The sequence below is a fragment of the Anaerococcus marasmi genome (assembly GCF_900290195.1).
GTDB lineage: Bacteria > Bacillota > Clostridia > Tissierellales > Peptoniphilaceae > Anaerococcus > Anaerococcus marasmi.
Map to the genome: position 1 here is coordinate 1,563,834 of NZ_OLMF01000004.1, position 22,096 is coordinate 1,585,929.

A 22,096-nucleotide genomic window follows, 5' to 3' on the forward strand; every position below is an offset into this window, starting at 1 on the left:
TTATGGCAAGAGAAATTTATCTAGGAGTAGATGGTGGAGGAACCAAGACTGCCTTCCTCTTGGATGTAGATGGAAAGCGTTTTGAATCCAAGCAAATCACCATTCACCCAAAACAAGTTACAAAACAACAATTCTTTGAAATAATGAAGCTAGGAGTAGGAGATGTGTGTAAGGAAGCTGGTATAGATCCAGAAGAAATCCTCTACACCTTCGTTGCAGCTCCAGGTTACGGCCAGTACCCTGATACTGAAGCCTACATCGATGAAGGAATAAGAGAGGCTATTGGTTCAGATAGATTTACGGTGGCTAATGACTGCGTAAATGGTTGGGCAGGAAGTCTTAATGCAAAGCCTGGCATAAACTTAGTTTTAGGAACTGGACAGATAGGCTACGGTGTAGATGAAGAGGGAAATTCCATGAGATCTGGTGGTTGGGGACCACTTTTGGGAGATGAGGCGAGCGGATATTATATAGGACTAAAGCTACTCAACCACTTTACCAAAATGAGCGATGGAAGGAGTGATAAGACTATCCTCTATGATATCATAAGAGAAAAGCTAGACCTTAAGGAAGATATGGAAATAATCGATAAGGCAGAGAAGATGAAAAGAGATGAGATAGCTTCCCTATCTAGAATATTTACCGAAGCCTTAGATAAAAAAGACACATATTGCGAAAAACTTCTAGAAGAAATATCTAAAGAAGCCGCAGCAGTCATAGACTCGATAATAAAGGGGCTAAACTTCAAAGAAGAAGTAAGGGTATCCTATTCAGGCGGAGTCTTCAACCTAGGAGATAGGCTGATTAAGAGGATAGAAGAAAAGTCTAAAAACAAAATAAAAATAGAAAAACCTTACACGGACCCTTCCGAGGGAGCTTTGATTTTGGCTAAGGCTTACAGTAAATAATAGAAACAGGCATCAAGCGATTGATGTCTTTTGTTTTATCTTATAAAAAGTAAGATGATATAAATAACGATTTGGGCAAATACAAGGAGAGATTTATGAAATTTGAATTTGACAAGATGCTTGAAAGACATGGGATGGATGCTATAGCAGTCGACGGCCTTGGGACTGTGCCTGGGATGAGTCCAGATAAGCCTAAGGAGGGATTTGATGTAATTCCTATGTGGGTGGCTGATATGAACTTTGCTACAGCTCCCTCAATCCAAGAAGCCATAATAGAAAGGGCCAAGCACCCAGCCTTTGGATATTTTGCCCCAACGGATGAGTATTATCAGGCTATAATTGACTGGCATAGGGACAGGAAGGGGTTAGGCGATATAAGAAAAGAGCATATAGGATACGAAAATGGAGTCTTGGGTGGAGTAATTTCTGCTCTTAATGTATTTTGCTCAAGAGGAGACAAGGTCCTAGTCCATTCGCCAACCTATATAGGCTTTACCAATTCGCTTACCAATAATGGCTATAAGATAATTCACTCCGACCTAATCAAGGACAAAGATGGAAGATGGGTCATGGACTATGAGAATATGGAAGAGCTAATAGTTAGGGAGAAAATATCTGCAACAATCATGTGTAATCCTCACAACCCAACAGGCAGGGTTTGGAGCAAGGAAGAGTTAAGAAAGGCCTGCGACATATTCGAAAAACACGGTGTAAAGATAATCTCTGACGAAATCTGGTCCGATATAATCCTTGACGGAAATAAGCAAACCCCAACCCAAAGCGTAAGCGACTACGCCCACGAAAACACAGTCGCCCTATACGCTCCAAGTAAGACCTTCAACCTAGCAGGACTTGTAGGATCCTACCACATCATTTACAACGGGTATCTGAGAAATAGGATAAACAAGGAATCTTCCCTCTCCCACTACAACAGTATGAACGTCCTATCCATGCACGGTCTAATAGGAGCTTATTCTAAAACAGGTCGCGAATGGACAGATGAATTAAATCAAACTCTTACTCAAAATGTAAACTACGCTTGTGATTTTATAGAAGAAAACTTCAAGGGAGTAAGTGTAAACAAGCCAGAAGGAACCTACATGCTCTTTGTTGATTTTAGTGAGTATTGCAAGGATAAGGGAGTTGATATAGGAGAAATCCTAAAAAGAGGTTGGGATTGCGGAGTAGCCTGGCAAGACGGCAGATCCTTCAATGGAAAATACGCCATTAGAATGAACCTCGCCCTCCCATTAGCTAAAGTAAAAGAAGCCTTCGATAGGCTTAAGAAATATGCGGTTTTGTAGATTATAAATTTGAATTAGAACAAGCTTAAACAGAGTTAAATTAAAATAATTTTTATTTCTTTAGGACTTAACTCTGTTTTTGTGTATAGAAATCTATAAAAATATTGCAGATTTTAAACTATAGCATATAATGTAAACAAAAGAAAACGGAAGGATACGGAACCAAACGAAATGTTTAATGAAGAAAGGTATGACTATATCATCTCAAAACTTAAAGAAAATGATAGAGTTAGTGTTTCAATACTTTCCAAAGAGCTTGATATTTCAGAAGTAACTATAAGAAAAGATTTGAATCATCTCGAAAAGGAAAACTTTCTAAAAAGAACTCATGGGGGAGCTGTTTTAATAAATAAGCATGTAAGAGCAGATTCGCTAGAAAATAAAAAGAGCAAAAATATAGAAGCAAAGCAGAAGATTGCAGACTTGGCATCAAGCTTTTTAGAAGATGATCTAAATATTTTCCTAGATGCAGGTACTACAATCCAAGCTCTCTTAGATAGTCTTACTAAATTTAAGAATCTCAATATCATAACCTATGATTTGGAGATTGCTTATAGATTATCAAGTTTTCCCAACTTATCTGTCTATATTCTTGGCGGATACATAGATAAGGCTAGCAAAAGCTCCACTTCCCTAGAAGGCTTTGAGAATTTATCTAATATCCACGCAGATATTTCCTTTATTGGGGCGGATGCCTTTGACGATGACTATGTCTATTCTACTTCTGAAAACAAAGGAAAAATCAAAAACAAAATGATTTCGAATTCCTCTAAGTCGATCTTAATGACTGATTGCACAAAGTATGAGAAAAGAGCTCTTTATTCATTTAATAAATGTAAAGATTTCGATTATTTCATAAGTGATAGAAAAAACGAAAAGTTTGTAAAGAATTTTTCTCAAAAATTAGGGGAGAAATTTATTTATTAAAAAGATACTATAGATTCAAATTAAAAGGTTCATAGTAAAGTAAAGGAGAGTAATATGAAAAAAAGCACGATAGCAATTACACTAGGAGATCCTGCGGGCATTGGTCCTGAAATAGTAGCTAAAACATTTAATGTAAAGGAATTATACGATAAGGCAAATCTTCTCTTAGTTGGAGATAGGTTTGTTCTTGAAAGGGCATTAGATCTTACGGGACTTGATTTAAAGATAAATATAATCGAAAATGTAGAAGATGGAAAATATGAATACGGTACAATCGACTTAATAGACTTAGGAATTATTAGGGATGATTATGATTTTGGTAAGGTAAATGCCAAATGTGGAGAGGCTTCTTATCAGTATATAAGAAAGGCCGGAGAACTTGCCATGACCGGTAAGGTAGAATCAGTTGCGACCTCGCCTATAAACAAAGAGTCCTTAAGGGCAGCGAACGTTCCTTTTATAGGGCACACGGAGATGTTTGAGGGTATTTCTGGAGTCCATGATCCCTTAACCATGTTTGAAGTTGAAGGGCTAAGGGTCTTTTTTCTATCAAGACATCTTTCGCTAAGAGATGCTATAGACCAAGTGAAATATGATAGAATCCTTGATTATATAGAAAGATGTACAGAAGCTATGGCAAGACTTGGTCTTCACGGAAGTTTGGCTGTTGCAGGACTCAATCCACATTCTGGAGAACATGGACTTTTTGGAAATGAGGAAGTAGAAGAAGTTACGCCTGCAATCGAAGAGGCCCAAAGGAGGGGCTTTGATGTCGTAGGACCAATTGGCGCTGATTCGGTTTTCGCCCAAGCCCTCGCTGGCAAGTATGCTGCTGTACTTTCCTTATATCACGATCAAGGCCACATAGCTACAAAAACCTATAACTTTATGAAAACTATATCTCTGACAAACTCAATGCCATTTCTAAGAACTTCAGTAGATCATGGCACAGCTTATGATGTTGCTGGTAAGAATATTGCATCAGAAGTTAGCATGGTCGAGGCAGTAAGATTAGCCGCTAAATATGGGCCAGGATTTATTAAAGATTAATTTATTTGTAGAAGTCGCAGGATTTCTTAAAGGATTGTCCTGTGACTTTTTCTTTTGGATTAATAAATCTCCGAAAACTTTGATAATAATTAGAAAAAAATATACATTTGGCTGATGATTTGATAAATAAGCGGCAAACCAATACTGGGATAGAGGTTATTCCGACACTTTTTGAAGGAGAAAGCGTGGGGAGGATTTATGAAAATAATTAATTTTGAATCTATCAATATTGATAGATTCTTTGCGGTAGATCATATAGTTAGACCTGGTGAGACTATTAGTGCAAAATTCATTGAAAAAAGAGCAGGAGGCAAGGGACTTAACCAATCAGTAGCCCTAGCCAAAAATTATGATTTTGTATACCATGTTGGTAATGTCGTATTTACGGTAAGTTTTTAGCGTAATATTTGTAAAATGAGAAGATAAATACCGAATTTATTAGGAAAAGCAAGAGTCTTACAGGAAATGCCCTAATCCAAGTTGATGATATGGGAGAAAATTACTTAGTTCTCTATAATAGAGTTAACTTCGACAATGATAAAGAATTCGTAGAATCTGCATTTGATAGATTGATATATTGGTTTTACAAAATGAGATAAATATGATGGATTATGTCATCGATAAGTCCTACGAAAGGTACCTCAGATACTTCTAAACCCTTTATCGATCACATAAGCTAAATTTTGTCTAAATTATTCTTTTATATTTTCACCTTTGCTTAGGGTTTTCATTAATTGTATATTAAAATAATATAGAGACTTCCTGTTATTTCGATGGTTAACGAAATTTTACACTGCGGCTGATCTTTAGGGCAAAAGTCGGCGAGCGTAATATATTACCTATTTAATAACACAATTATTTCTTTTTGCTTATAGTGTTTAAGATATAACTTGATCACGAGCTATGTCCTTAATAAATTTTCCTAGATTTTTTATTATATGAGTAAAAATTATAAATCGTTTAGATTTATACCTTTCGGTACTTCCATATGTATTAGTGTTATTTCATAAATGTGGGCAAGATCACCTTTTTCCATAGCATTTAGAATCTCTAGGTGTTCGTTATAGGTATCTTCCATCCTACCTTCATGAGAAAGAGAAAGAATTGCTAGAGTTCTCATCTTATACATCAAGGAAGAGAAAATTGATGAAAATTGGTCGTTATCAAGATAATTAATCATTTTAACATGAAACTTAAAGTCGTATTCGCAGAATTCTTCAATTGATTTACTAGTATTTAGAATTTTGAACATATCTTCCATATCAGTACGTAAGCTTTTGAATAAATCTTGAGCTTTTTTAGTTTTGAATTCCTTACAAATTTGTAAGGTACAATATATCTCAAGTGCTGATCTAAGTTCGAATGTCTCGTTTATATCTTTCTCTGTGATTTGATGGAGCATAAAGCCTTTATTTGGGATAATATCAATATAACCCTCCTGGGCAAGGCGGTGGACAGCATCACGCAGAGGTGTTCTGGAAATGCCAAGCTCTCTAGCTAATTTAGTCTCAGAGTATGTTTCATTATAAGATAATTTATTTTTTTTTATTAATTCTTTTAGATGATTATAAGCTATTTTATTAAGGGGAATCATTTAAACTCCTATTCTTTTCTTATTTATTAAGATTATACTTTAAAAAAATAATAAAAAAACTTGACCGGTATACCGGTATACGATATAATATGAAATATAAAAACAAAACGCGTGGAAAAGGATATCCCAAATCAAAACATATAAAGGAGATTTATTATGAAAACAGGATTTATTGGATTAGGAATAATGGGTAGGCCAATGGCTAAAAACTTGATCAAAGCTGGTAAGGATCTTTTAGTATCAGATTTGAATAAGGAAGCTGTAGATCAGCTTGTAAGCTTTGGAGCAAAAGAAGCTACATACCAAGAGATTGGTAAGAAATGTGATAGGATATTCATAATGGTGCCAAGCGGAGAAATATCAAAATCTATTATTTTCTCAGAAAACGGTATCATTTCTACTGTTAAAGAAGGAACAATTGTATGTGATATGAGTTCTGTTACACCAGTTGAGTCAAAAGAATGCTACGATGGACTAAAAGAAAAGGGAGTAGGCTTTCTCGATGCGCCAGTATCAGGTGGTGAACCTGGAGCAATTGCAGGAACTTTGGCAATCATGGCGGGAGGAGATGAGGAAGTTTTCGATCAAATGAAGGAATATTTCGATATTCTAGGCTCATCTTATCTTTTGATAGGAGAATCAGGTAGCGGTAGTGTCACCAAACTAGCTAATCAAGTGATTGTTAATAATACTATAGCAATCGTTTCCGAGGCCTTTGTTCTAGCTGCAAAAGCAGGAGCTAATCCTAGCAAAGTTTACGAAGCTATTAGAGGAGGGCTTGCAGGAAGTGCTGTTCTTGATGCTAAAATCCCAATGATAATAGAAAGAAACTTCAAACCAGGTGGACCTATACGTATAAACCACAAGGATATAAAAAACGTTATCAACACAGCACATTCAATAGATGTACCAATGCCATATACAGCTCAACTATATGAGATTTTACAAGCACTAAAAGTTCATGGTCATATGGAAGACGATCATGGTGGAATTGCTCAATATTTTGAGGAACTTGCTGGTATTCAGATTAAAAATAATTAGGATAAAGGAGATATAATCGTGGGAATAAGCGCTGATATATTAAAATCATATAAAAGTATAGATGAAAAGTATGTAGACAATCTTTTAAGTGAGGAAATAGCAAAAAACAATAACAAGATTGTAGTTTTGGATGATGATCCTACAGGTGTACAGACTGTAAACAATATTTCTGTCTATACAAACTGGGAAAAAGATACTATTCGTGAAGCTTTCAAGGAAGATAATAATTTATTTTATATATTAACCAATTCAAGAGGCTTTACAGAAGAATATACCAAAAAAGTCCATGAAGACATAGCTAATGTAGTAGATGAAGTAGCTAAAGAGTTTGGAAAGGAATATATCTTCATAAGTAGAAGTGATTCAACCCTAAGAGGTCATTACCCAACCGAGACAGAAGTCCTAAAAAGAAACTATGAGAAAAATACAGGTAAGAGAATAGATGGAGAAATCCTATGTCCTTTCTTTAAAGAAGGAGGACGCTTCACAATTGATAATGTACATTATGTTAAGTACGGAGATCAATTGATTCCTGCAAACGAGACTGAATTCGCAGAGGATAAAACTTTCGGATACAAGGCAGCGAATATGCCGGACTATGTTGAAGAAAAAACTAATTCAAAATATAAGGCTAGCGATGTAGTATGTATTTCACTAGATGAAATACGTAACCTAGAAATTGATGCTATTAAAGAAAAGCTTATGAACATTAATAATTTTAATAAAATCATCGTAAATGCTATTGATTATGCAGATATAAAGGTATTTTGTGTGGCTTTGTATCGTGCCATGAATGAAGGAAAAGTATTTATGCTCAGAACTGCAGCAGCTATAGTCAAGATCATGGGAGAAGTTAAAGATAAGCCTCTGCTTACGAGAGAGGAAATGATTGTCGATGAAGTTGGTAACGGTGGAGTAATAATCGCAGGATCACACACTAACAAGACAAGTAAGCAAATAGAAGAGTTAAAGAAATTAGACAACGTTGAATTTATCGAGTTAGATGTTTCTTTAGTAAAGGATGAAGAAAAGTTTAAAGAAGAAATAAATAAATGCATTGAAAAAGAAGAAGAATTAATAAGAAACGGAAAGACAGTATGCTGCTATACAAGCAGATCCCTAATCACTGCAGATACAGGGGATAAGGAAGATGAATTAAAGCTTTCTGTAAAAATCTCAGATGCTGTTCAGTCTCTAGTAGGTAAGCTTAAAGTTAGACCAGAGTTTATTATTGCCAAGGGTGGTATAACATCAAGTGATATCGGAACTAAGGCGCTAAAGGTAAGAAGGGCAAATGTTCTAGGACAAATAAAACCTGGAATTCCTGTATGGCAAACTGGAGAAGAGAGTTTATTTCCTAACATTTCTTATGTAATATTTCCTGGAAATGTTGGAGAGGATACGACTCTAAGAGAAGCTGTAGAAGTTTTAACAAAAAAATAAAAGGTATAAATTATGGATATTACAATTACAACTTTGGGCGCACTCCTTGGCCTGGCAGTAGCTATAATTCTAATTATAAAAAAGATAGAACCCTCCTATAGTATGATTGCTGGAGCCTTTGTAGGTGGTATTGTTGGAGGCGCTGGAATAGAAGGAACAGTAGCTGTCATGATTGAAGGTGCCCAAGGAATAATGCCAGCAATCCTTAGAATACTGACCTCAGGTATCTTAGCTGGTGTATTAATAGAATCGGGGGCTGCCAATAAAATCGCAGAAAAGATTATTTCTATTTTGGGAGAAAAGAGAGCCCTCTTATCCCTAGCCCTTGCTACAATGATTCTAACTGCCGTTGGAGTTTTTGGAGATGTTGCCATTATAACTGTAGCTCCTATTGCTTTAGTGATAGGAAAGAAGATAAATTGCAGCAAATTTGTACTTTTGGCTACATTGATGGGTGGAGAAAAAGCCGGAATGGTAATTTCTCCAAATCCTAATACTATTGCTGCTGCAGAAAACTTTGGGGTTGACTTATCAGCCCTTATGATGGCAGGTCTTATTCCTGCAATAGTCGGCTTGATATTTACAGTTATAATCTGTACTTACTTGGCTAAAAGAGAATCTAGGAAGAATGTAGTTTACGATTATAGTGACTTAGATGATAATCAATCAAAGACTCAATTACCTTCGTTTTTTGGATCTATAATTGGTCCTTTGCTTGCGGTTGTCTTATTAATGCTAAGACCTATATGTGGAATTAATATTGATCCTCTCATAGCTCTACCTTTTGGGGCGATAGTGGGCCTCTTATGTATGGGACAAATTAATAAATTTAGAGAGTATTTTTCATTTGGTCTAGGTAAAATGATGCCGGTAGCAATACTTCTAATTGGTACGGGAACGATTTCAGGGATTATAAAGACCTCCAATTTTCAAAATGATATGATCCTAGTACTTGAAGCCCTTAAGCTTCCTGCTTTCCTACTAGCACCAGTATCTGGTATTGTGATGGCAGCAGCAACAGCATCTTCATCAGCTGGAGCAACTATTGCATCAGTAACATTTGCAGAACAAATCACTATGGTAGTTCCAGCTATCAATGGAGCTGCTATGCTTCACGCAGGAACCATAGTCCTAGATTCCTTGCCACACGGGTCTGTTTTTCATGCATCAGCAGGAGCTATGGAGATGCCAATAAAAGAGAGAATGAGACTATTACCTATAGATATGATCTTAGGTTTTATAATAGTTCTTACATCAACAATAGTATATGGTGTGTTTATCTAGAGAACATCATTAGATAAATTGCAAGTAATATTTCGACACTTAAATCAAACTAAGTTCGTGTATAAACAAATCAAATGGAGCTTGATATCATAAATATTTTCTAGGTCTGGTATTAAGCTCCATTAAGTTTTTAATCAGCTCATTAATAGATATTTTAGATAAATCTGTCTTCTTAGGGTAATAATCTCTTAGCAATCCGTTTGAATTTTTGTTACTGATACTTTGTTATGCTGAATATGCATCTGCAAAATAAAAATTTATCCCTCTTCTTTCAACAGCTTCATAACAAGTAAATTACCTTTGTCAGATGTAAGAGTCTTTAAAGCTTCTGATGGTAAAGATTTAATTATCTTGTCAATTGCTTCTAGCATAGAATTTTTACTTAGATCTACCATAGGTAAAGCTATTTAAAATCTAGTTTTTCTTTCTACAAATGTTGCTGGACAACCTTTGCTTTTACTTCTGGATGACACAACTGTACCTAACTCCCATGTCCAAAAGTATTTCTTTTTTAACTTCTTTAGGTCTTTTGTTTATTAATTTACCTGTGTTAAATCTACATCTTGTTTCTTTGACTTTTCTTGATTTTCCTTTTCTTCTTAACATAGAAATATCAAAGTCTATGATTCCTGAATAAATCCAATTATATATTGTTTTAAGACAGGTTACATCTTTACATATAGCGTTTGCTATTTGCTCAAGAGATCAGTTCTTATGAAGTTTTTCAGATATAGATTTGGTGATATTATTACACCTTTTAAATCTTTAGAAATCGCGGAGTGATAAAAACCTAAAATCATCGCTATTCTTATAGAAGATTAGCCCTCTTTGTTTAGTAACTCTATCTTATTTTTCTCATTTAGGGTAAGATGTTTATAATTCATATTGATCTCCGGGTGTGTTTTTGTCGTTATTGACATTTTACACGAAGTTAGTATGAGTTTTCTATTTTATTCTAGTGTCGTATTTAACAAAAGAATAAATATAAAGTAACAATTTCCTAGTGATAGTTATTTAGATGGGAATATATGTGCAATAAGCTTAGAATACAACGAAAAACTTGGTGATTGAACACATAAAGGATTTGATAAATAAGAGAAAGACAGACAGACAGTAGGATAGAGATTGAGCCGTAACTTTGAAAGAGAAAGCGTGGGGAGGATTTATGAAAATAATTAATTTCGGATCTATCAATATTGATATATTCTTTGCGGTAGATCACATAGTTAGACCAGGTGAGACTATTAGTGCAAGATCTATAGAAAAAAGAGCCGGAGGTAAGGGGCTTAATCAATCGATAGCTCTTGCGAAGAACTCTGATTCTGTATACCATGTAGGAAATATCGGCATCGATGGCAAGTTTTTGGCAGAATATTTGGAAAATGAGAAGATAAATACTGAATATGTGAGAGAAAGTAAAAGTCTTACAGGAAACGCCCTAATTCAAGTTGATGATAAGGGAGAAAATTCCATAGTTTTATACAAGGGAGCAAATTTCGACAACGATAAGGACTTTGTAGATAGAGTATTTGACCATTTTGATGAAAACGATATATTGGTCTTACAAAATGAGATAAATATGATGGACTATATTATCGATAGGGCCTACGAAAAGGGCTTAAAGATAGTCTTAAACCCTTCACCAATCACAGAAGAGGTCAAGAAATTTGACTATGACAAGATCGATATGCTACTTTTAAATGAGCATGAGGCTAAAGCCATAAGTGGTAGGGAAGGATTCGACGATAATATAAAATATTTTAAAGAAACTTATCCAAATCTTAAGCTAGTCATAACCTTGGGCAAGGAAGGGTCAATTTATATATCAGAGGAAGAGACTATAAGACAAAAGGCCAAAAAGGTTAAGGCTATTGATTCTACAGGGGCAGGAGATACATTCACAGGATACTTTGTAGCGAATTTCTACCAAGGAAAAAAAGTCAAGGATTGTCTTGAGCTTGCAACTTCAGCATCAGCCCTATCTGTTACCAAAAAGGGAGCGAGCGCTTCTATCCCAAGCCGTTTAGAAGTAGAGAAAGAGACTTCGAAGAAGTTGTAAAAGAAATATGCCAAATCGTAGACGGCCCTGTTTCTGCGGAAGTTACAAGTTATGAATATGAAGGGATGGTCGAAGAGGCTAGAAAGCTTTCCAAATGGGCTGATAATATCATAGTCAAAATCCCTATGACAGAGGAAGGTCTCAAGGCAATCAACACCCTAAGCGAAGAAGGAATCAAAACCAATTGCACCTAATATTTTCTCTATCTCAAGGGATCATGGCTATGAAGGCAGGAGCGACTTATATCTCTCCATTTAATGGAATAGTTGATGATATGGGCGAAGATGGCATGAGACTAATCTATAATCTTAAAACAGTCCTAGACAACTACGTCCTAGAAAGTGAAATCATAGCAGTCTAAATCAGAACAAACAAATACCTAGAAGGAGCAGTCATAGTAGGCGCCCACATAGCCACAATCTCAGGCACCTTATTTGAAAAAATGTGGACCCATCCACTAACAACACAGGGAATTGAAAGCTTCAAAAAAGACTGGGACAGCTTCATAGAGAAAAGTAAGTAAAAAACACTACTTGGTAGAACTTAGTAATAAAAACAAAAATAAAAATAAAATGAAAAAATAATAAAATTTCAACCATAAGAAAACCAGGCAGAGATCTATTTGCATCTTTGCCGGGTTTTTATTTCTAAAGAAAGTATTAGATACAGTTTGACTAGATATAAGCAGTTCAATGCGATAAGTTGGACTAAATATTAACTTTTTATCTTAGTATATATAACAAGAAATATATAAGTACAAAGATGTGGAAAAAAAGATGTGGAAACTCTATGATAACGTATTCATTGACTATTTATTTAGATGTTTATATAATTACTAATATCAGGAGGATGAATTTAATGTTAATAAAATTGATAGGATTAGGTAAAATGGGCTTTAATTTAGCTCTTAATATGAAAGACAATGGAATTGATGTTGTAGGATACGATATTACAGAAACAGCTTTAGCAAAGGCTAATGAAAACGATATTAAAACATCAAAAGATCTAAAGAGTCTAATATCAAATGAAGATAGAAACATTGTTTGGGTCATGTTACCAGCTGGTAATATAACAAACGATACAATAATAGAATTGTCTAAGACTCTTAACAAAAATGATATAGTAATTGACGGAGGCAATTCTAACTATAAAGACAGTCTTCGAAACACACGAATTTTAGAGGAAAAAGGGATATGTTTTTTTGATGTTGGAACATCTGGAGGAGTCAATGGTGCTAGAAATGGAGCCAGTCTAATGGTTGGAGGACCCGAAGCTATATATAATAATCTTCTAGAAGATGAATTATTTTTAAAGATTTCTGCAGAAGGTGGATGTTTATATACAGGAGAAGCTGGTAGTGGACATTATTTAAAAATGATACACAATTCTATGTTATATGGATTTATGCAAACTCTAGGTGAAGGTTTTGAACTTCTAGAAAAAAGTGATTTTAATTATGATTTAGAAGAAGTAGCTTTATCCTTAAGTAAGTCTAGTGTTATAAGATGTTGGTTATTAGAATTGCTAGCTAATGCATTTTCTAAAGACGCAGATTTATCTAAAATAAAAGATGTTGTAAGCTCAAGCAAGACAACATTAAATACTATTGAATCAGCATTTGAACTAGATGTTCCAATACCTATTATATCAACTTCATTGATGATGAGACTAAGATCTGAGCAAGATGAATCTTTCTCTGCAAAAGTAATAGCTTCTTTAAGAGATGAAGTGGGAGGTCATAAACCTAAATCAAAGTGAGAATAATTTGAAACAAGATAGACTAATCAAAATAATTGAAAATTTAATATTAACCGATGAGATTCAAACCATTAGTGATATATCTAAGAATCTTGGAGTGTCAGAAAGAACTGTCCGAACAGATTTAGATCAAATAGAAATTTTTCTATCAAGCTATCGATTAAAATTGGTTAGAAAACCAGGAGTTGGAGTTTGGGTTGAGGGAAAAGAAGAAAATAAAATCAAATTCTTAAACGACCTTAATAACAAAGATATAGAGAATAGATATTCTAAACAATGGGTTATTAATTCAATTTTAATAGATATTTTAATTAATGAAGGAGAACTTAATAAAGAGTATTTTTCTAGAAAATATTTTGTTAGTAAATCACTTTTAAATAAATATATAACTGATTTGAAAGGTATATGTGTTAATAATAATTTGGATGTTAGAATTAATTCTAAGCATTATTTCTATATATACGGTAATCAAATGAATAAAGTTAATTTTTTATACAAGCTATTAAAGAATAAAATTAACAAAGATTATATAACAGAACAGAGTGATTTCGTTATAAATATGTTTATTGAAGTTAGTGAGTTATTAAAAGAATGGTTTGAGGAAGGTATTGATGAGTCTATTAGTAATAAACAAATTGAAGATATAACATATTTTATAATTTCTATAATGTTGATGCCTGATTTTTCAATGTGTAAAGACTATATAGATAAAAATATATATGGACAGATTTTAAAATTTAATTTGAATTTAGATGGATTTATTTATAATTTAGAAAAAAAAATTAAAAGACATATTAGTAGTATCGAAAAGAAATATATAATAATTAAAATATATGAAAAATTAATTATATTTGATAAGTACAAGATTGATGAATTAAATTTAAAATCAAATCTGATTTTAGATGATTATATCAATAATTTATATGAGTTATTTAATTTTGAATTTAAAATAGACAAAAATGTATACTGTGCTTTTATTAATCACTTGAGCCAGATTATTTATAGAGCGAAGAATAAGTTATCTATTTACAATCCGCTTAATATTGAAATAAAGGAAAATTACAAAAAATATTTTTATATTACTAAAATTATTAATTCTAGTTTTAATAAAATATTAAGAATTGAAATAAATGATGATGAAATAGCTTATATATCTCTATATATGTATATAATTCTTGAAAATAGAACGAAAAAAATAAAAGTTGGTGTGATATGTCAATATGGTGTTGGAGTATCAAAATCTTTAATATTTAGGTTGGAGAACGAGTATCCAAATATCAAATTTTATTCAATAGGGATTAATGATTACTATAAATATAATAAATTAGATATGTACCTATCAACAGTTAATACAGATTTGTTCGAAAACTTTATTATGATAAGTCCATTTTTAGATGAAGGTGATAAAGCTAGAATAAACAAACATCTAGGAAATTTAGAAAATAACTACTCTTTGATACAGAAATATCATATAGAAATAATAGACTTTGAAATAACTTCAAAAGAATTGTTAAAATTAAGTTGTATAAAACTACATGAATTAGGATATGTGAAAGAAGGCTATTACGATAGTGTTCTTGATAGAGAAAAAATAGGTTCAACTGAAATAGGGAATGGTGTAGTGTTAACGCACGGGATACCTAAACTTGTAAATGAATCAGTAATATATTTTAACATACTAAAAAAACCTGTATTATGGAAAGATGAAGAGGTTGATTTGGTAGTGATACTTTCATTAACGGAAGACGATAGTAAAAAAAGTATTGATCTAAATTGGCTATGGAAATTTTTAAATAGTGATAAGTTAAAGGGAGTAAGAAATGTTGACAGGAAAGAAGAATTTATTGAATTGATTTTATCAAATTAGGAGGTACATATTGGACTTTAGTGAAGTGTTAGATAAAGGGTGTATAAAGTTAGAATTAGATTCTACTGAAAAAGATGGGGTGATCAATGAATTAGCTAGTATTCTTTATGAAAATCATAAAATTAATAATTTAGAAAAATTTATTGATGATGTATACAAAAGAGAAGATATGGGAGTTACTGGAATGGGAAATAGCATAGCTATTCCTCATGGGATTTCAGAACAAGTAAAAAGCCCATGTGTTGCCATAGGTAAAGCAAAAAGTGAGGTAAAATGGGAATCAATCGATGACACGCCTGTAAGACTTATATTTTTAATGGCTGTTCCTAATGGGGATAACAACAAACAACATTTAAAGATTTTATCTAAATTATCGTCCTTCTTGGCATATGAATCAAATATAAAATTGATAATGGAAAGTAAAAATAATGAGCAAGTAATGAACTATTTAAAGGAGTATTTAAAATAAAGGAGGAAAAATGAAGGTGGTAGGAATTACATCTTGTACTGTAGGTATTGCGCACACATATATGGCAAGAGAAAAACTAATTAGTGCAGGTGAAAAACTAGGTTGGGATGTAAAAGTTGAAGCTCAAGGAAGTGGAGGAGTAGAGTTTGCACTTACTCAGGAAGAAATTGATAATGCTGATTTTGTACTAATTGCTTCGGATGTTACTACAGATGGTATGGAGAGATTTAAAAATAAGCCTCTAATAAAAGTTCCTATAGCAGTAGCGTTAAAATCACCAGAAGGATTATTATTAAAAATTGAGAAACAGTTGAATAGGAGTTGATATGATTAAAAATATTTTTAAAAATTTTAGACAACATGCATTAACTGGAATTTCTTATATGATTCCTGTTATAGTTATAGGTGGATTTTTAACGGCTATAGCAAGATTAATAGGGAATGTTGACGTTGAAGGTAGTGTAGGATATTATTTTTTAACAGCTGGGGGCGTAGCATTTTCATTAATGATGTCTGTGTTATGCGCTGGAATAGCATTTTCAATATGTGGTAAACCTGGTATAGCCCCTGGAGTAGTAGCTGGATATTTAGCTACTCAGATAAATGCTAGTTTCATAGGAGCGTTAGTATCTGCGTTTATTATTGGCGTACTCATTGTTACTATGCAAGAAAAATTACCAAAACACAAGGCGTTAAAATCCATTTACCCTATAGTAGTATATCCTGTTATCGCTGCAATAGTATCTAGTTTGGTTTTATTAATTGTTATTGGACCACCAATTGCAGCAGCGACACAAATAGTAGTTGATTTCTTCATGGGTCTTAACACTAGTTCAAGATTTTTGTTTGGATTTATGATGGGTGCAATGACTGGATTTGATATGGGTGGACCTATTAATAAAATACAATTTGCAGTAGTTAGTGCATTCGCAGCATCAGGATATTATGGACCTGCTGCAGGAAAAAATGCCGCTGCGATGTCTCCACCTTTAGGCTTAGCTATATCAGCATTGATATTAACACCACATAAGTATACAGAAGAAGAAAGAGAAGATGCAAAGGTTGCTATAGCAATGTCGTTATGCCAAGTTACAGAAGGCGCGTTACCATTTGCCTTTAAAGATCCTAAGAGGGTAATACCTGCAGTAACAATCGGTTCAGGCGTTGCCCACGGATTGGTATTAGCATTTGGTGTAACAGTTCCTGTACTACACGGTGGAGTATTTTCGATTCCATTAACTAGTAATCCTCTAATTTGGATTGGATGCTATCTAGCTGGAGCAGTGGTTACTGCTATAATTGTATCAGTTACAAAACCAAAAAACCCGGTATATATTGAAGAAAAAGAAGAAGATTTAGACGAAGATTTTGAAATAAACATAGAAAATATTTAGTCGGAAAAATTTTAGTAAGTAGGTAAAGATGTTTGAAGAATTAAGAGAAAGAGTTTACCAGGCGAATTTACTCTTGCCTAAATATGGCCTAGTCAAATTTACTTGGGGCAATGTATCAGAAATAACTGAAGATAGGAAATATGTAGTTATCAAACCATCTGGAGTGGAATATGACCAAATGAAAGCTTCAGACATGGTTGTAGTAGATATGGATGGCAATGTCGTAGAAGGTGATTTAAAGCCTTCTAGTGACACTCCAACTCATATAGAGCTATACAAAAGTTTCCCAGAAATATCAGGCATTACCCACACCCACTCAAGATGGGCGACAATCATGGCACAGGCAAAACAAGATGTAAAAGCAGCTGGCACAACCCACGCAGATTATTTTTATGGACCAATTCCAGTAACAAGGGATATGACCAAGGAAGAAATAGAAGGCCAATATGAGAAAAATACAGGACTTGTAATCATAGAAACCTTCAAAGAAAGAAATATAAAGGCGGATGAAGTTCCAGCAGTCTTAGTTGCCAATCACGGACCATTTACCTTTGGCAAAGACGCAGGAGATTCAGTATTTCACTCAGTGGTATTAGAAGAAATTGCCTTTATGGATTGGCACTTGGAATCAATTGGAAAGAAAGATTCGATGAGCCAAGACCTACTTGATAAGCATTATCTAAGAAAACACGGAGAAAATTCATATTATGGACAAAACTAGCTTAGGCATATACGAAAAGGCCATGCCAGATCAGCTTAACATCCATCAAAAATTGCAACTTGCCAAGGAAATCGGCTTTGACCAAGTAGAAATAAGCATAGATGAAAGTGATGCAAAGCTAAATAGGTTTTTTTCAGGCTTTGCATATAACTTAGCCAAGGCCCAAAGAGATGAAGGAATTAGGGTCAGGACCATGTGCCTATCAGGTCACAGGAAATATCCTCTAGGATCTATGGATGAAAATATTAGAAAAAAGAGCCTTGAAATAATGAAAAAGGCTATAGAATTTTCTGATATCAATTCTATTAGGATAATTCAACTGGCAGGCTATGATGTCTACTATGAAAAAGGAAACGAAGATACAAAAAAATATTTTATAGAAAACTTATCTAAGTCAGTAGATATGGCTGCAAAATACGGGGTGATCCTAGCCTTTGAAACCATGGAAACTGAATTTATGGATACAGTAGAAAAGGCTATGAAATATGTAAAACTAATAGACAGCCCATACCTCGGCATATATCCAGATATAGGAAATCTAAAAAATGCAGCTGTCAAATATGGAACAGATGTAGTCGAAGATTTAAAACTCGGCAGAGGCCATATTTTTGCAGCCCACCTAAAGGAAACAAATCCCGGAATCTACAGAGATATGACCTTTGGTTCTGGTGGCCATACTGAATATGAAAGATGCATAGAAGAGTTAAAAGATCAGGGAGTAAGACTCTACACTGGTGAGTTCTGGAACCATGGTGAAGAAAATTATAAGGAAATAATCACAGATGCCTACGGATTTTTGACAGGCAAATTAGAATAAATGGAGAGAAAAATGACAAAACCAAAATTACAAATAGCTTTAGATAGCCAAAATTTAGGCGAAGCCCTTGAAACAGTTAGGGAAGTTGGAGATGTTGTAGATATACTTGAAGTGGGAACAGTTTTGTGCCTACAAGCAGGTATGGAACCTGTTAGGGCCATAAGAGCCTTATATCCAAACAAGGATATTCTAGCTGATACTAAATGTGCAGATGCAGGTGGAACAGTTGCAAAAAACTGCAAAGACGCAGGCGCAAATATAATGACAGTTATTTGCTGTGCTACAATTCCAACTATGGAAGCTGCTAAGAAAGAAATTGACACTTTACAAGTAGAACTTTATGGAGATTGGACCTTTGAACAAGCCCAACAATGGATGGATATAGGAATTGATCAAGTGGTTTACCACCAATCGAGAGATGCCCTCTTATCTGGCGAAACTTGGGGAGAAAAGGACCTAAATAAAATCAAAAAATTAATTGACATGGGCTTTAAAGTCTATGTGACAGGCGGACTTGATGTAAATAGCCTAGAACTATTTAAGGGAATTGATGTTTATGCCTTTATAGCTGGCAGGGGAATTGCTAAGGCAGAAAATCCAAAACAAGCTGCTATTGATTTTAAAGAAAAAATAAACGAAATATTTTAATTGTGAGTTTTAAAACAATGAAATTTTTCTTAGACACAGCAAATGTAGACGAAATAAAAAGAATAAACGACCTAGGTCTTTGTGATGGAGTAACTACCAATCCATCTATTATCAACAAAGAAGGAAGAGACTTCGAAGAGGTTGTTAAAGAAATATGCCAAATCGTAGATGGCCCTGTTTCTGCAGAGGTTACAAGTTATGAATATGAAGGGATGGTCGAAGAGGCTAGAAAGCTTTCCAAATGGGCTGATAATATCATAGTCAAAATACCTATGACAGAAGAAGGACTTAAGGCAATTAAAACCCTAAGCGAAGAAGGAATCAAAACCAACTGCACCCTAATATTTTCTTTATCCCAAGGGATCATGGCTATGAAGGCAGGAGCAACTTTCATATCTCCATTTATGGGAAGAGTTGATGATATGGGCGAATCAGGTAAAAAGTTAATAGAAAATTTAAGAAAAGTCATAGATATCTACGGCTATGACTCAGAAATAATTGCAGCAAGTATAAGGCATAACAAGCACCTAGAAGAAGCAGCTCTCGCAGGGGCTCATATTGCCACCATTCCAGGGAAGCTTTTCGACAAACTCTGGACCCACCCACTTACCACAGCAGGAATCGAAGCCTTCAAGAAAGACTGGGATGCCTTTGAAAATAGATAGGTCATCGGAGTTGTGTGAGTTTTCATAATAATTGGAAGCATTTTCCATAAAGACCTTTTATATTTCTAAAAAATGTGAAAATTTATAGTAAAGTATAAGGTAGAAAGAATTATAAAGGAGAGCAAATGTTTAATAAAAATGATAGGTTAGCAGTAAATGCTATAAGAGCTTTGTCCATAGCTCAAGTAGAAAAGGCCAACAGTGGACACCCAGGTCTACCAATGGGAGCAGCTCCTATGGCTTATGTTTTGTATAACAAGATTCTTAAGGCAAATCCAGAAAATGCGAACTGGTTCGATAGGGATAGATTTATCCTATCAGCAGGTCACGGTTCATCCATGCTTTATTCCTTGCTTCATCTTTCAGGCTACAAGCTTTCCATGGATGAACTTAGGGAATTTAGGCAAATTGGTTCCTTAACTCCAGGACATCCTGAGTATGGTTATACCGAAGGAGTTGAAGTTACAACAGGTCCTTTGGGTCAAGGTATAGCCCAAGCAGTAGGAATGGCAATTGCTGAAAAGCATATGGCTGCCCTCTACAACAAGGAAGAAGCTAAGATAATCGACCACTACACCTACGCTTTGTGTGGAGATGGAGACCTAATGGAGGGAGTATCCTACGAGTCTATGTCTCTTGCCGGTCATCTTAAGCTTGATAAGCTAATCGTTCTTTATGATTCAAACGATATTTGTCTTGATGGAGACCTTAATACATCCTTCTCTGAAAATGTAGAAGCGAGAGTTAAGGCACAAGGCTGGAACTATCTAAGGGTAGAAGATGGAAATGACCTAGAAGCGATCTACGACTCTATCATTAAGGCAAAAGAAAATACAGACGGACCAACCCTTATAGAAGTTAAGACTGTAATAGGCTATGGTTCAGCAAACGCCGGAACTAACAAGGTTCACGGAGCACCAATTGGATCAGATGACTTTGCTGCTGCAAAGAAAGTTTACGCTTGGGATTATCCAGACTTTGAAATCCCTGAAGAAGTCTACGAGACTTTCAAAAATGGAGTAGGAAGTAAGGGAAAAAAAGCAAATAATAAGTGGGAAGAATACTTAAAATCCTACCAAGAAAAATATCCAGAAGACTACAAGGAACTTATGGCAGGAATCAATAGAGAACTTCCAGAAAACTTCATGGATCAGGTCAAAAAATACGACTCATCAATGAAGGCACTTGCTACAAGAGCATCTGGTGGAGAAATCATCCAAGATCTTGCTAAAATCACAAGAAACTTCTGGGGAGGATCAGCAGACCTATTCTCATCAAACAAGACAAACATCAAAGACTCCAAGGCCTTCAGAGACGAAAGCCCAGAAGGAAGAAATATCTGGTATGGAGTAAGAGAATTTGCCATGGCTGCTATAGGAAATGGTATCATGGCCCACGGAGGAAGCTTCCACCATGTATCTACCTTCTTCGTATTTTCAGACTACTTAAAAGCTGCCGTTAGACTATCAGCCCTATCAGGACTTCCACTAACATACGCAATGACCCACGATTCAGTAGCTGTCGGAGAAGATGGACCAACCCACGAGCCAATCGAGCAACTTGCTATGCTTAGAGCAATACCAAACACCATTGTCCTAAGACCAGCAGATGCTAACGAGACAAGACTTGCTTGGAAAGTTGCCCTAGAAAGCAAAGACAAGCCAGTAGTAATAGCCCTAACTCGTCAAGGAGTTCCAAACCTCAAAGAGACAGAAGAGATTGATAATATCGACAAGGGAGCCTACATCATAAAGGATGCTGAAAACCCAGACCTAGTATTAATAGCAACAGGATCAGAAGTAGCCCTAGCAATAGAAACCTCCAAGGCCCTAGAAGAAGAAGGAAAAAATATAAGAGTAGTATCAATGCCTTCTATGGAACTTTTCAGAGCTCAAGATAAGGCCTACAAGGAAGAAATCCTTCCAAAAGGAGTAAAGAAAGTTTCAATCGAAATGGGAACAACATTCGGTTGGGCAGAATGGACAGGAGCTTGTGGCCTAAACATAGGAATAGATAGATTCGGAATCTCAGGCAAGGGAGACTTAGTACAAGAAGAACTCGGCTTTAGCGTAGAAGCTATCAAAGAGAAAATTGACGAGAGATTTTTTAAATAAATCCTAAAATATAAGGTGCGTCTTAACTGGCGC

20 protein-coding genes and 2 pseudogenes are annotated in these 22,096 nt (G+C 34.8%); 20 read left to right on the plus strand and 2 right to left on the minus strand.

Annotated features, from left to right (window positions below; all coding sequences use genetic code 11):
- The first annotated feature begins 2 nt into the window (after positions 1–2).
- The 5 genes from C7D97_RS08025 (at position 3) to C7D97_RS10710 (ending at position 4,588) form a co-directional block, all read left to right on the plus strand.
- Positions 3–908 (plus strand): N-acetylglucosamine kinase, encoded by a 906-nt coding sequence (locus C7D97_RS08025; RefSeq protein ID WP_105301539.1) that lies wholly within the window; start codon positions 3–5, stop codon positions 906–908.
- 95 nt (positions 909–1,003) lie between these two features.
- Positions 1,004–2,212, plus strand: coding sequence for a MalY/PatB family protein (locus C7D97_RS08030; RefSeq protein WP_105301540.1), 1,209 nt, complete (start codon positions 1,004–1,006; stop codon positions 2,210–2,212).
- A 171-nt stretch (positions 2,213–2,383) separates the two neighbouring features.
- Positions 2,384–3,139 (plus strand): DeoR/GlpR family DNA-binding transcription regulator, encoded by a 756-nt coding sequence (locus tag C7D97_RS08035; protein WP_105301541.1) that lies wholly within the window; start codon positions 2,384–2,386, stop codon positions 3,137–3,139.
- Positions 3,140–3,193: 54 nt separating this feature from the next.
- Positions 3,194–4,189 carry a 4-hydroxythreonine-4-phosphate dehydrogenase PdxA gene (pdxA, locus tag C7D97_RS08040; RefSeq protein WP_105301542.1) on the plus strand — a complete coding sequence of 332 codons (996 nt, stop codon included), beginning with the start codon at positions 3,194–3,196 and terminating at the stop codon, positions 4,187–4,189.
- A 198-nt stretch (positions 4,190–4,387) separates the two neighbouring features.
- Complete coding sequence (locus tag C7D97_RS10710; protein WP_240308898.1) at positions 4,388–4,588, plus strand: hypothetical protein; 201 nt, start codon at positions 4,388–4,390, stop codon at positions 4,586–4,588.
- Between the two features lie 550 nt (positions 4,589–5,138).
- On the opposite strand, the gene C7D97_RS08055 is transcribed toward C7D97_RS10710, so the two are convergent.
- Positions 5,139–5,783, minus strand: coding sequence for a GntR family transcriptional regulator (locus C7D97_RS08055; RefSeq protein WP_105301543.1), 645 nt, complete (start codon positions 5,781–5,783; stop codon positions 5,139–5,141).
- A 156-nt stretch (positions 5,784–5,939) separates the two neighbouring features.
- Here C7D97_RS08055 and garR point away from each other — a divergent pair, with 156 nt between their 5' ends.
- Genes garR through C7D97_RS08070 form a run of 3 tightly spaced genes read left to right on the plus strand, consistent with a single transcriptional unit; the run spans position 5,940 to position 9,551 of the window.
- Positions 5,940–6,824: a 2-hydroxy-3-oxopropionate reductase gene (garR, locus tag C7D97_RS08060; protein WP_105301544.1), complete on the plus strand. Its 885-nt coding sequence runs from the start codon at positions 5,940–5,942 to the stop codon at positions 6,822–6,824.
- An 18-nt stretch (positions 6,825–6,842) separates the two neighbouring features.
- Positions 6,843–8,267, plus strand: coding sequence for a four-carbon acid sugar kinase family protein (locus tag C7D97_RS08065; protein ID WP_105301545.1), 1,425 nt, complete (start codon positions 6,843–6,845; stop codon positions 8,265–8,267).
- A 12-nt stretch (positions 8,268–8,279) separates the two neighbouring features.
- A complete protein-coding gene (locus C7D97_RS08070) occupies positions 8,280–9,551 on the plus strand; it encodes a GntP family permease (protein ID WP_105301546.1) in 1,272 nt (423 codons plus the stop codon).
- A gap of 87 nt (positions 9,552–9,638) precedes the next feature.
- On the opposite strand, the pseudogene C7D97_RS10820 reads toward C7D97_RS08070, so the two are convergent.
- Positions 9,639–10,435 (minus strand): annotated as a pseudogene (locus C7D97_RS10820) (IS30 family transposase).
- 281 nt (positions 10,436–10,716) lie between these two features.
- Here C7D97_RS10820 and C7D97_RS08080 point away from each other — a divergent pair.
- The 12 genes and pseudogenes from C7D97_RS08080 to tkt all read left to right on the plus strand — a co-directional run bounded on the left by C7D97_RS08080 (position 10,717) and on the right by tkt (position 22,063).
- On the plus strand, positions 10,717–11,610 hold the full coding sequence (locus tag C7D97_RS08080) for a ribokinase (protein ID WP_105301547.1): 894 nt from the start codon (positions 10,717–10,719) through the stop codon (positions 11,608–11,610).
- A gap of 14 nt (positions 11,611–11,624) precedes the next feature.
- A pseudogene (locus C7D97_RS10785) lies at positions 11,625–11,971 on the plus strand (transaldolase family protein).
- A 497-nt stretch (positions 11,972–12,468) separates the two neighbouring features.
- On the plus strand, positions 12,469–13,368 hold the full coding sequence (gnd, locus tag C7D97_RS08090) for a phosphogluconate dehydrogenase (NAD(+)-dependent, decarboxylating) (protein ID WP_105301548.1): 900 nt from the start codon (positions 12,469–12,471) through the stop codon (positions 13,366–13,368).
- A 7-nt stretch (positions 13,369–13,375) separates the two neighbouring features.
- Entirely contained in the window at positions 13,376–15,235 is a 1,860-nt protein-coding gene (locus tag C7D97_RS08095; protein WP_158679124.1) for a BglG family transcription antiterminator, read from the plus strand.
- Positions 15,236–15,245: 10 nt separating this feature from the next.
- Positions 15,246–15,704: a PTS sugar transporter subunit IIA gene (locus tag C7D97_RS08100; protein WP_158679125.1), complete on the plus strand. Its 459-nt coding sequence runs from the start codon at positions 15,246–15,248 to the stop codon at positions 15,702–15,704.
- 10 nt (positions 15,705–15,714) lie between these two features.
- Entirely contained in the window at positions 15,715–16,029 is a 315-nt protein-coding gene (locus tag C7D97_RS08105; RefSeq protein ID WP_105301551.1) for a PTS fructose transporter subunit IIB, read from the plus strand.
- Between the two features lies 1 nt (position 16,030).
- Positions 16,031–17,098, plus strand: a complete 1,068-nt coding sequence (locus tag C7D97_RS08110) for a PTS fructose transporter subunit IIC (protein WP_105301552.1) — start codon at positions 16,031–16,033, stop codon at positions 17,096–17,098.
- A gap of 28 nt (positions 17,099–17,126) precedes the next feature.
- On the plus strand, positions 17,127–17,819 hold the full coding sequence (locus C7D97_RS08115) for an L-ribulose-5-phosphate 4-epimerase (protein ID WP_105301553.1): 693 nt from the start codon (positions 17,127–17,129) through the stop codon (positions 17,817–17,819).
- Entirely contained in the window at positions 17,806–18,636 is an 831-nt protein-coding gene (locus C7D97_RS08120) for an L-ribulose-5-phosphate 3-epimerase (protein ID WP_105301554.1), read from the plus strand. Before C7D97_RS08115 ends, C7D97_RS08120 begins: the two co-directional genes overlap by 14 nt.
- 12 nt (positions 18,637–18,648) lie before the next feature.
- Positions 18,649–19,284 (plus strand): 3-keto-L-gulonate-6-phosphate decarboxylase UlaD, encoded by a 636-nt coding sequence (locus tag C7D97_RS08125; RefSeq protein ID WP_105301555.1) that lies wholly within the window; start codon positions 18,649–18,651, stop codon positions 19,282–19,284.
- 17 nt (positions 19,285–19,301) lie between these two features.
- A complete protein-coding gene (fsa, locus tag C7D97_RS08130) occupies positions 19,302–19,949 on the plus strand; it encodes a fructose-6-phosphate aldolase (RefSeq protein WP_105301556.1) in 648 nt (215 codons plus the stop codon).
- Positions 19,950–20,074: 125 nt separating this feature from the next.
- Positions 20,075–22,063 (plus strand): transketolase, encoded by a 1,989-nt coding sequence (tkt, locus tag C7D97_RS08135; RefSeq protein WP_105301557.1) that lies wholly within the window; start codon positions 20,075–20,077, stop codon positions 22,061–22,063.
- Positions 22,064–22,096: the final 33 nt, after the last annotated feature.